This is a genomic window from Nonomuraea sp. NPDC026600, from assembly GCF_040638335.1.
GTDB lineage: Bacteria > Actinomycetota > Actinomycetes > Streptosporangiales > Streptosporangiaceae > Nonomuraea.
The window spans coordinates 24,999-33,626 of sequence record NZ_JBEZYD010000060.1; the positions used below are offsets into that span (position 1 = coordinate 24,999).

General features: G+C 68.4%; 13 protein-coding genes. 7 read left to right on the top strand and 6 right to left on the bottom strand.

Annotated elements, in window-relative coordinates:
• Positions 1-230: 230 nt before the first annotated feature.
• The gene (locus AB0F17_RS61965) at positions 231-1,814 is read left to right on the top strand and encodes a hypothetical protein (protein WP_358045549.1); all 1,584 of its coding nucleotides are present in this window, start codon (positions 231-233) and stop codon (positions 1,812-1,814) included.
• On the opposite strand, the gene AB0F17_RS61970 is transcribed toward AB0F17_RS61965, so the two are convergent.
• From AB0F17_RS61970 to AB0F17_RS61980, 3 genes are all read right to left on the bottom strand, one after another.
• A complete protein-coding gene (locus AB0F17_RS61970) occupies positions 1,740-2,300 on the bottom strand; it encodes a hypothetical protein (RefSeq protein WP_358045552.1) in 561 nt (186 codons plus the stop codon). The genes AB0F17_RS61965 and AB0F17_RS61970 overlap by 75 nt on opposite strands.
• The gene (locus tag AB0F17_RS61975) at positions 2,300-2,626 is read right to left on the bottom strand and encodes a hypothetical protein (RefSeq protein ID WP_358045555.1); all 327 of its coding nucleotides are present in this window, start codon (positions 2,624-2,626) and stop codon (positions 2,300-2,302) included. Before AB0F17_RS61975 ends, AB0F17_RS61970 begins: the two co-directional genes overlap by 1 nt.
• Before the next feature lie 96 nt (positions 2,627-2,722).
• Positions 2,723-3,112 (bottom strand): hypothetical protein, encoded by a 390-nt coding sequence (locus AB0F17_RS61980; RefSeq protein WP_358045558.1) that lies wholly within the window; start codon positions 3,110-3,112, stop codon positions 2,723-2,725.
• 345 nt (positions 3,113-3,457) lie between these two features.
• Here AB0F17_RS61980 and AB0F17_RS61985 point away from each other — a divergent pair, with 345 nt between their 5' ends.
• From AB0F17_RS61985 to AB0F17_RS62005, 5 genes are read left to right on the top strand one after another with little or no spacing between them, the layout of a single operon-like run.
• Positions 3,458-3,814, top strand: coding sequence for a hypothetical protein (locus AB0F17_RS61985; RefSeq protein ID WP_358045561.1), 357 nt, complete (start codon positions 3,458-3,460; stop codon positions 3,812-3,814).
• 5 nt (positions 3,815-3,819) lie between these two features.
• Positions 3,820-3,975: a hypothetical protein gene (locus tag AB0F17_RS61990; RefSeq protein WP_358045564.1), complete on the top strand. Its 156-nt coding sequence runs from the start codon at positions 3,820-3,822 to the stop codon at positions 3,973-3,975.
• A complete protein-coding gene (locus AB0F17_RS61995; RefSeq protein WP_358045567.1) occupies positions 3,972-4,388 on the top strand; it encodes a hypothetical protein in 417 nt (138 codons plus the stop codon). The genes AB0F17_RS61990 and AB0F17_RS61995 overlap by 4 nt, the downstream gene beginning before the upstream one ends.
• Positions 4,385-4,681, top strand: a complete 297-nt coding sequence (locus AB0F17_RS62000; RefSeq protein WP_358045570.1) for a hypothetical protein — start codon at positions 4,385-4,387, stop codon at positions 4,679-4,681. Before AB0F17_RS61995 ends, AB0F17_RS62000 begins: the two co-directional genes overlap by 4 nt.
• The gene (locus AB0F17_RS62005; protein ID WP_358045572.1) at positions 4,678-5,583 is read left to right on the top strand and encodes a hypothetical protein; all 906 of its coding nucleotides are present in this window, start codon (positions 4,678-4,680) and stop codon (positions 5,581-5,583) included. Before AB0F17_RS62000 ends, AB0F17_RS62005 begins: the two co-directional genes overlap by 4 nt.
• On the opposite strand, the gene AB0F17_RS62010 is transcribed toward AB0F17_RS62005, so the two are convergent.
• The 3 genes from AB0F17_RS62010 to AB0F17_RS62020 all read right to left on the bottom strand — a co-directional run bounded on the left by AB0F17_RS62010 (position 5,578) and on the right by AB0F17_RS62020 (position 7,662).
• Positions 5,578-5,775, bottom strand: a complete 198-nt coding sequence (locus AB0F17_RS62010) for a hypothetical protein (protein WP_358045575.1) — start codon at positions 5,773-5,775, stop codon at positions 5,578-5,580. The two genes, AB0F17_RS62005 and AB0F17_RS62010, sit on opposite strands and share 6 nt — an antisense overlap.
• A gap of 214 nt (positions 5,776-5,989) precedes the next feature.
• Positions 5,990-6,535, bottom strand: a complete 546-nt coding sequence (locus AB0F17_RS62015) for an NUDIX domain-containing protein (RefSeq protein ID WP_358045578.1) — start codon at positions 6,533-6,535, stop codon at positions 5,990-5,992.
• On the bottom strand, positions 6,532-7,662 hold the full coding sequence (locus AB0F17_RS62020) for an adenosylhomocysteinase (protein ID WP_358045581.1): 1,131 nt from the start codon (positions 7,660-7,662) through the stop codon (positions 6,532-6,534). Before AB0F17_RS62020 ends, AB0F17_RS62015 begins: the two co-directional genes overlap by 4 nt.
• 104 nt (positions 7,663-7,766) lie before the next feature.
• Between AB0F17_RS62020 and AB0F17_RS62025 the strand changes: the two genes are divergently transcribed.
• On the top strand, positions 7,767-8,525 hold the full coding sequence (locus AB0F17_RS62025) for a GntR family transcriptional regulator (RefSeq protein ID WP_358045584.1): 759 nt from the start codon (positions 7,767-7,769) through the stop codon (positions 8,523-8,525).
• Positions 8,526-8,628 lie beyond the last annotated feature (103 nt).

Genomic DNA, 8,628 nt, shown 5'->3' on the forward strand with positions numbered 1-8,628 from the left:
ACACCGGTCCGCCCTGTTTGAGCATTATTCACTTTACGGCCGGTGGACACACACGGTACACACCTTGCACTGCTGGATTCTGCCAGTTGACAAAATTCCTTCAGGGGAGGAAAGATCATCTCTCTGCTGGAACCAGCACTGCACGTCGTGATCTGCTCGTGTGTACACCCAATTGACACCGGGCTCCGCTGCGCACATCTCCACAGCCGACACCTTTGGAGAGACACCCGTTGAACGAGCTGGACCCCGCAAGCCGCGAGCAGTTCGACGAGATGCTCGTCTCCACCTCCATCGATCTCTGGAAGAAGATCCAGGGGCGGCCCAACGAAGCCCGCGCGTTCCTGGATGTGGCCGTGGCGGCGCTGCGCCGCGAGCAGGAGCGCACCAAACTGAAGCAGGCCGTGCTCCGGTACATCATCGGCATGGGGATGAAGCGGCTGCGAGACGAGGGTGTCGAAGTCAAGCAGATCGTGTCACGCACACGCCTGGACGATCAGGTCGGCAAGCGGGTGAGCCGGGCGTGGGTGGACAAGCACATGCTGACGGGCGACCAAATGAAGGAGATCGCTGACGTCTTCTCCCGGGCCGAGCGCGCCTACGACCAGATCGCCAACGACCGCGATGTATTCACCGCCACCCGCGCGGGAGCCCGCCGCACGAGCAACCAACTACGCGGGCTCATGCGCTGGATTGGCGTACGGCTCAGCGGCGCCGCCGCGGTGGTGGGCGCGACATGGGCGGCCACCGAGTGTGGCAGCGGACCAGGCACGGTCACGCTGGCCGCAGGGGGGTTGCTCGCCACGGCGGCGAGCAGATTCGCTGGCGGCCCCTCTGTTCCCGGCCTGGAGCCTGCCACCGTGCACCTCAGCAATGGCGCGGGAGGAGCTGGCGGGCTTTCCTCGCTGAACGGCATGTGGTCCGGAACCGCGCAGGTGAGCAGTGCGGCCAGTGCGAGTGCCGCATCGTCCGGCCACGTCGCCGCAGTGATGACGAAAGTAACCGTTGGCGTAGTCACCAGCGTCCAAGTATTCGCGGGAGTGTCGGCCCCGGTCGCCACCACGCTCGTAGCGATGCCCGCCGCGATCGCCGCCGCGCCCGCTGCCCACCAGGCCGCCAATGACCTAACGAACACCTGGCTCGACCAATTCGGGGATCAGCCGGACAATCTGGCGCAGCTTGCGTCCGCCGACATGACGCCAGCGCCTCCGGAAGGGGGCAACGAGCCGGACGCCAACGTGACGCCTTCGCAGACCACCGATTCCTCCTCGCCGGCACCCGTCGGTGACTCATCGCCGGCCAGAACGCCCAGTCCCTCGGCCTTCACGTCGCAGACACCTTCGGCGACGAAGACGCACTCAGGGGAGCCAACGGCGACAACCGCTCCGACGGCCCAGGCGACGCCGACGAGCTCGAGCACGTCTGAGCCGACGGCGGGCACGACGACGCCGCCGGCTCAGACGGATCCAGAGGTTACAACTGGCCCGTCGTCGCCGAAGCCCTCACCGAGCCCGACAGTCAGCCCAACAGTTCCTCCCATGGGAACTCTCACGCCGAGCCCTTCGCCCCAGCCCACAGACACACCAAGCCCAGAGCCGACGTCATCCACGCAGCTGCCGACGGCTGTTCCCGAGCCGACAACGCCGTCACCGGAGCCATCGCACCCGGAGACCGACAGCCCAGCGCCGACAGACTCGCCGTCTGAGCCGACGTCGGTCGAGACGACGTCGGTCGAGACGCCCTCACCCGACGGTGGCCCCAACGAAGTCCGACACGATGCGAGGCCGCCAGCGAGCGACACCTTTCGCCTCAGCTGACTCTTCCGGCTGAAGGATCAGCCTCGATGACGTCGCGCCCGGTGGCCACGGCGAAGACGTCAGCGCGATCCGCCACACGTTGTCCACCCAGACGAGCGGACGCTCGCCGACGTGCCCGATGACTGCGGCGCGCTTAAGCGAGCACCCGAACCGGGTGTCGCTGTCGTAGCGGCCCACGTTCAGGACCGGCAGGTCTGGCAGATCGTACGCCCGCGCGAGGAGAGAGTTGGCCATCTGCCCCCACGACGTCGCCCATACGATCTCGACGTCCAGGGCGGCAATCGAGCGCAGCCACGCCCCGTGCAAGGCATTGACCAGGATCATGCCGCTGACGGCCTCCCCATCTGGGCCTGGCCCGACGTAGAGGCGCTGCTCGTAGACGGGCATTCCACCGGCTTCGGCGCGGCTGGCGATGCGCGTGGAGGCGGGCAGCAGGACGTCGTCGACGTCCATCGCGAGGACCGGCCGGCGGCCGTGCGGCGCCATCAGTCTTCCTTGCCGGGCGAGGGGACGCCAGCGTTTCCCTGGCTGGCCGCGAGGCGGATCAGGGTTACCGATCGGCTGTCCCACGTGCGGCCCACGATGCGCGCGGAGCAGTTGGTGCCGCGCTCCACGACGCCGGAGGTGATGCGCAGGTGGACGGCGCTCTTGGTCTTGTCGGTCACGACACCGGTTCGGTAGGTACCGCCCGTGGCGAAACGCACCTCGTCGTCGGGGCGGACCTCATCGAAGGTGATCGGGTCGCCGGGGGAGGTGTCTGCGCGGACGGCCTGGTCCTCGTGGACGGAGGACAAGGCAGGGGAAGTGATCATGCGTTCAGCTTTCGTTCGCGTGCGGGATGTCGAAGGGCATGGCGGGGGGCGTGGCGTGTGCGCTCCGCCCCGGAAAGACCGGGGCGGAGCGGAAGGTCACACGGTCTCGACCTGGCCGCCTGCGATGCGGGCGATGGCGCTGCCCGGTTCGGCGAGGTCAAGGATGGCGATGAAGCGCTCGACGACGGCGGGGTCGTTCGTGCACGGGTCGATGTCGAGGGCGATGGAGTTGATCATGTGCACGGCCTCGGCGCACGCGCGGCTCTCGTCCACGTACGGCGCGGACTCGTCGGTCGGAAGCGTGACGTCAGGGCAGAGACCATGAAGGTCAGGGACCATGTGCTGAGCCAGGGACCACCGGAGGTCGGCACGTGGCCTAGCCATATTGCGCCGCTCCCAATGGTCACTGGCGTCAAGGTGCGCGATGAGAGCGGCACGCCCAGAGTCGAGGGCGACGAGGGCGGGGGTGTCGTTGGGCGATGCCATGTGTTGACTTCCTTGTCGAGGTCGGCGTTGAGGGCGGTTACGATGCGGCCGATGATGGCGGCGGACCCGTCGGCGAGTCGGCCGTCCGGGAGGATCCGGCCGCGCGCGTTGATGAGGTTGGCCCAGGCCGATCTTCTCCTTCGCACCATCAGAAATCACACCTTAACTCCTATTTAATAGTACAGGAGAGTTATTTAGATGGCGAATGGATGGCGGAGTCGAGGAACGACGGGACAGCCACTAGCGGTACGGGCTGTTCGAGCAGGCCAGGACGGTGCGCGACCAACGGCGTTGAGTCAGCCTCGGCCCGAACATGGCGGGAGAGCCTGGCGCGATAACGCGATCTTGAGTGTTTCCGCAGGCCGCGGTGACCAACTGCACCATGATCCATCTCACCGCCAATGGCTGTCCTCTCGTTCCTCGACCCCGAAGAAGCCCGCGCCGCGCACCATCAGCTCGGTCCTCGCCGACGGCCCCCTCCGCGCTCTCCTCGACCGCCACCCCCTGCTCCCTCAAGACCAGCAAAGCTTCGCCGCCAGCGCCACGCACCGCCGCGCCGTCGCCGCCAGCGCCAGCGGCGACTTCCTCGAGGAGTGGCGCGACGTCGCCATCCGCTACGAGGCACCCGTCACCGCCGAAGACGTCACCGACGCTCTCACCGTCTACAGCGCCGCGACCTCGATGGCGACGAACGCAAACTGATCGACATGGCCCGCCGCCGCGGCGTCGCCTGGGCCGAGACCGCCCGCCGCCTCGGCCTGCCCAACGGCGCGGCCGCGCAGCGCCGGCACCGCCAGCTCGTTGACGAAGGCGTCGGATCGTGGCAGCCTCTCGACCCGAAGATCACGAAGGACCCCAAGTGACCACCCCAGACCAGAACCCCGACCGGCCACCGATCGAGTGGCCCACGCCGGAACGCCCCCAGGGCCCTGCCTGCCCGACCTGGTGTGTCGCCGGCCACGAGGACGACAACGACTACTTCCGCGTCCACCGGAGTGAGAGCGTGGTGATCGGGCAGTCGGTCAGTCGCCCCAGCGTCCTCATCAACGTGGGTCGCGTGGACGAGCCGGCGAGGATCGGCAAGCCCGTCGTCAAGGTGGGGCTCCTCACGAGCCCCGAGAGCGCTCGCCTGTCGCCGCAGGAGGCGGTCGTCATGGCTGACGTGCTCGACGCGCTGGAGCCCGACTGCCCCAGTCCCACCGACATCCTCTCCGTCAGGCTGCGTGAGGCCGCCGCCCTCGCCGACACCATAGAAACGCGGAGGACTGCCCCATGACGGCACCGACCAATGCGTACACCGGCAGACCATCCGAGCAGGCGGCTGTCTCGGACGGCACCATGCCCTGCCCCGTGGCCAGCCCCGCCGGCCTGCCCTGCACGAAACGCATCCCCAAGGGCTGGACCGCCGACGAGGGCCACGGCGGCGGCCACTTCTGGGCCAGCGTGGAACTGCAGGCCATCTTCGACGGCGGCCACTACAACGCTTCCAAGGCCCTGGCCAGCCTGCCGTTCGACGGCCACCTGCCCGATGCCTGCCGCCCCGGATGCCCGAAATGGAGAAACCCGTGAGCCGCCTTTACTTCGCCACCCCCACCAGCCGGGCCGAGCTCCACGGGTCGGAGTTCATGTGGCTGCGGGAGCTAGGCCAACGACCGGGCCGCGCCGCCTGGGAACTCGACAGGTTCGAGGCGTTCGAGCGGGCCGCAGAGATCCTCTCCTGGGTGCCCGAGGTCCCCGACCGCGGGCACGGTGAAGGCTACCTGCACCGGAACCTGCGCGAGGCGCAGGCCAACCCGGGCCCGTTCGGCGAGCGCGAACAGGATCTCATCAGCTCGCTCCAGAGCGCGCTGCACGGTAACGGCCTGAAGCTGCACATCGCCGGGGCGGAGCTGAGTTCCCTCGACGTCGAGTTCAACACCGCGCTCGTCGCCGGCTCCGATCCCGTCCGCCTCGCTGCGAAGATCGGCGCCTGGACTCACCACAACCCCTACATTGAGGGGCCCGACCGGTGGTGGGCCGCCAATGTCATCGAGGAGGGGCTGACCACCGGCCAGTATCGGCGTACCCTCCTGGTCCGGCCGAGCCCCGTGAACGCGGAGCCGCGGCTGGTCGACCAGGGGTGGGACGACGTGCTGGCGTTCCTACGCGAACGCGACGACGAACCGGTGGTGCTGCACTACTCCGGCGACTGGGGGTTCCCCAGCCCCGAGGCGGCCGCGTTCGAGCTGCCAGAGGACGAGCACGGGGGCGCCGACCTGGCGCCGTGGGACGCGCTGCCCGACGACCGGCAGTGGGAGCTGGCCGTGGCCGGGCTGCGGCGCGGCCGCCCGTGGGCACGGCTGGCGCCCGACACGCTCGCCGAGGTGCCGTTCGGGCCCATGGTCAGCGTGTACGACCTGTTTGCTCCTAACCGTGACGAGCGGGTAAGACGAGCTGCAGATCTGCCGCTCGAGGAGACGACCGTGCTATGACCACCGCCGAGTACCTGCGTCCGCCAGATCGGCGCGCTCGACGGCCTCACGCCGGAGGTCGCCGAGCTGGTCGCCGCGGAACAGGCCGAGCGCGACGAGACCCTCACCGACGAGGCGGCCGAGCTCGTCTCGCGTGGTCTGGCCGACGCCACCACCAGGTCGTACCGGCGCATCGCTGGCGAATACCGGCAATGGTGCGAGGCCACCGGCCGCACCTCGCTGCCCGCCAGCGAGGCCGCCCTCGCGAACCACTTACTACGCACGACAAATGCGGCAAGTCCAGCAGGAGCCGCACGGTATGACTCGGCCCGTCTGAGGGCCTCGGCCATCGGTTGTCACCAGGGCTCTTGGGGTGGCCCCGCCCCGAAACGACGGGGCCACGTCCGCGTCATTCTCATGTCTGAACTCAGATCGCGGCGACGCTGTCCGCGAGGCGGGTGGTGGGCAGGTCGGCTGGCCTGCGCCAGTCGAATGCGGTGACTTCTTCGGCCTGCAGGGTGATCTGCGTGTCTTTAGCCCAGAACGCGAAGCGGAAGTCGGCGTGCAGGTGCGCGGGCTCCCCCTTGGCCGGGTTGGCGGGGATCTCGTGGACGTCGATGTCCACGGGGATGACGTCGTGCGTGGGTGGGGAGACGGCGTGTTGCCAGGGGATGCCGGTCTCCTCCTCCAGTTCGCGTAGTGCTGTGCCGTACAGGCTGTGGTCCTCGGGTTCGACGTGGCCGCCGGGTAGCAGCCATCGGTGAAGGGCGCGATGGTGGATCATCAGCACGCGGCCGGCGTGGTCGATGGCGGCGGCGCTGCACGTTACGTGCAGCGGGAAGGTTTTGCGAGAGGTGAGATCCGGTCCGGGGCCGAGGGAGTGAGTCAGCCGGGCGACGCCGGGAGCACGGTCAGGGTGGGCGTCGAGATAGCGCGCTAGGACGCTGCGGATCTCGTCGTGGGTGACGGTCATGACACCCCATGGAAGTAGGTCAGCCAGGTCGCCGCAATCGACTGCCGGACTTCGGCCGGAACCTCCCACATGCCCGGGCCGTACTGACCGCTGGCCAGGAGCGCCAGGGCGGCGAGGATCTCGGCTTGCACAAGCAGGATGAACGGGCCCACGGATGCGCCGTGGATGAAGTTGACCGCGTTGCCGTCGGCCAGGATGTAGAAGTAGTGGCCGGTGCGTGAGTACCGGACTACGTGCGGCTCGGTCGGTGTGCGTGCGTACATGCTGTTGAGCGCCGACAGCTCCAGCTCGTCGTCCGAGCTGGTGACCGACGCGATGTAGGCGCCGTTGGCGACGCGAGCGAAGTCGTCCTCCCTCAGTGCGAAGTTGCCGGTTGCGCAGACCACGAACCCCGCGCCAGCCAGCGCTTCGGACAGCGTGGCGGCGGTGCGGAATCCCTGTGACATGGCCTGCACCCGGCGGACGTGGTCGGTGTCGTAGACCGTGACGCCGACGTGTTTGGCGTGCAGCATGGCCGCGACCGACCGCCCGATCTTGCCGTACCCGATGACGCAGGCCGGGCGGCCGTTGAGGATGTCGTCCCGGCTGCGGACGAGGGCCTCGGTGGAGAAGACCACGGACTGCCCCACGAGGTAGTCTTCCGGGTCCTTGAGCGGGGATCGGGCAACGCTGAAGACGGGGACGTGCAGCTTGTCCAGCTCCTCGTAGCGCTGGTGGCCGTTCTCGGTGTCCTCCACGACGCCGAGGATCCGGCCGGAGAAGTGCGTGTGCAGGTGCTCCAGAGCGGGCGCGAAGTAGCCGCCCACGTCCAGCAGCCCCAAGCTCCGGCCGGCGGCGCGGGATTCGACGTATGCGGTGGCCTGCTCCGGATCGGCGAAGCGGTCACGGTTGAGCTCGTCGACCTGCATGGCGGCCTTGACCTGGCGTAGGGCGCCCTCGTCGATGGAGCGTGGCTTGGGCAGGACTGCGGCCACGTCGGAGAGACGGGCTACGCCTTCCAGGAACTTGGGGCGCTCGGCGAGCAGGTGGGTGATGACGAGGCTCGCTGGCCGGTCGCTGACAGGGATGGAGTCGGCGACCCTACGGAAGAAGGCGCTGACGCGCCCGCGCTCGAAGTCTTCTAGCACAGACCCCTCCTAAGAATAGGTAGTCATCTATTCCGGAGTGTCTGCTAGGGCGGCCAAACCATCAATAGATAGTGATGTAATGGCTACCTGAGAAGGGAGGAAGTATGGCGCGTTGGCACGAAGTCGCCCAGGAACTGCGCAAGGCGATCGTGGAAGGCACCTACCCGCCCGGCACGAAAATCCCCAAGGAAGACGAGCTGGAGCTGGAGTTCGGGTGCAGCCGGACCACCATCCGGCGCGCCGTCGCCCAGCTTACTACCGAGGGCCTTGTCAGGCCCGTGCGCAGGGGCGGCACAACCGTCTGCGAGCAGTCCGAACGTGTCAGCCTTGCCCTGGACACCGTCGTGTACCGCGATGAGATCGGCTACTACTTCAGTCGGGCCGTGCAGAACCTTCGCCCCCTCCGCCCGCCCACCGTGACGCAAGGTCCGTGCCCGCCTGATGTCGTTCCCCTGCTCGGCCTCCAGCCCGGGGACTCGGTCGTCATCCGCGACCGCGTCATGGGTGAACCAGACGCCGGCCATGTTGTCCAGCTCGCCACGTCCTACTTGCCCGCCGACCTGGCGGCCGGGACCATCCTGGCCGAGCCCGACACCGGCCCTGGCGGGATCTACGACCGGATGGAGAGCGATCTCGGCTGGGGCGCGCTCGACTGGGAAGGCGTCATCGCCGCCAGGGCCGCCACCGCCGAGGAATCCCGCCTGCTCAGGTTGGCGCCCGGTGTACCCGTGCTGTGCGTCACTCGGACCACGATCGCGACCGCGGGGGCCGCTGAAGGACGCGTGGTCGAGGTCAATCTCACTCGGCGAGATGCAACCCGCTTCGAGGTCCGCTACCCAATCGATCGATCACAATCGCACTGAGGCCGAGAACCTGTTGCGGGGGGCGGGGGGGGGGGGGCCCGGGGGGGGGGGGGGGGGGTGGGGGGCGGGGGGGGGGGCCGATGTGTTGAGTTTTAGGGGCGCG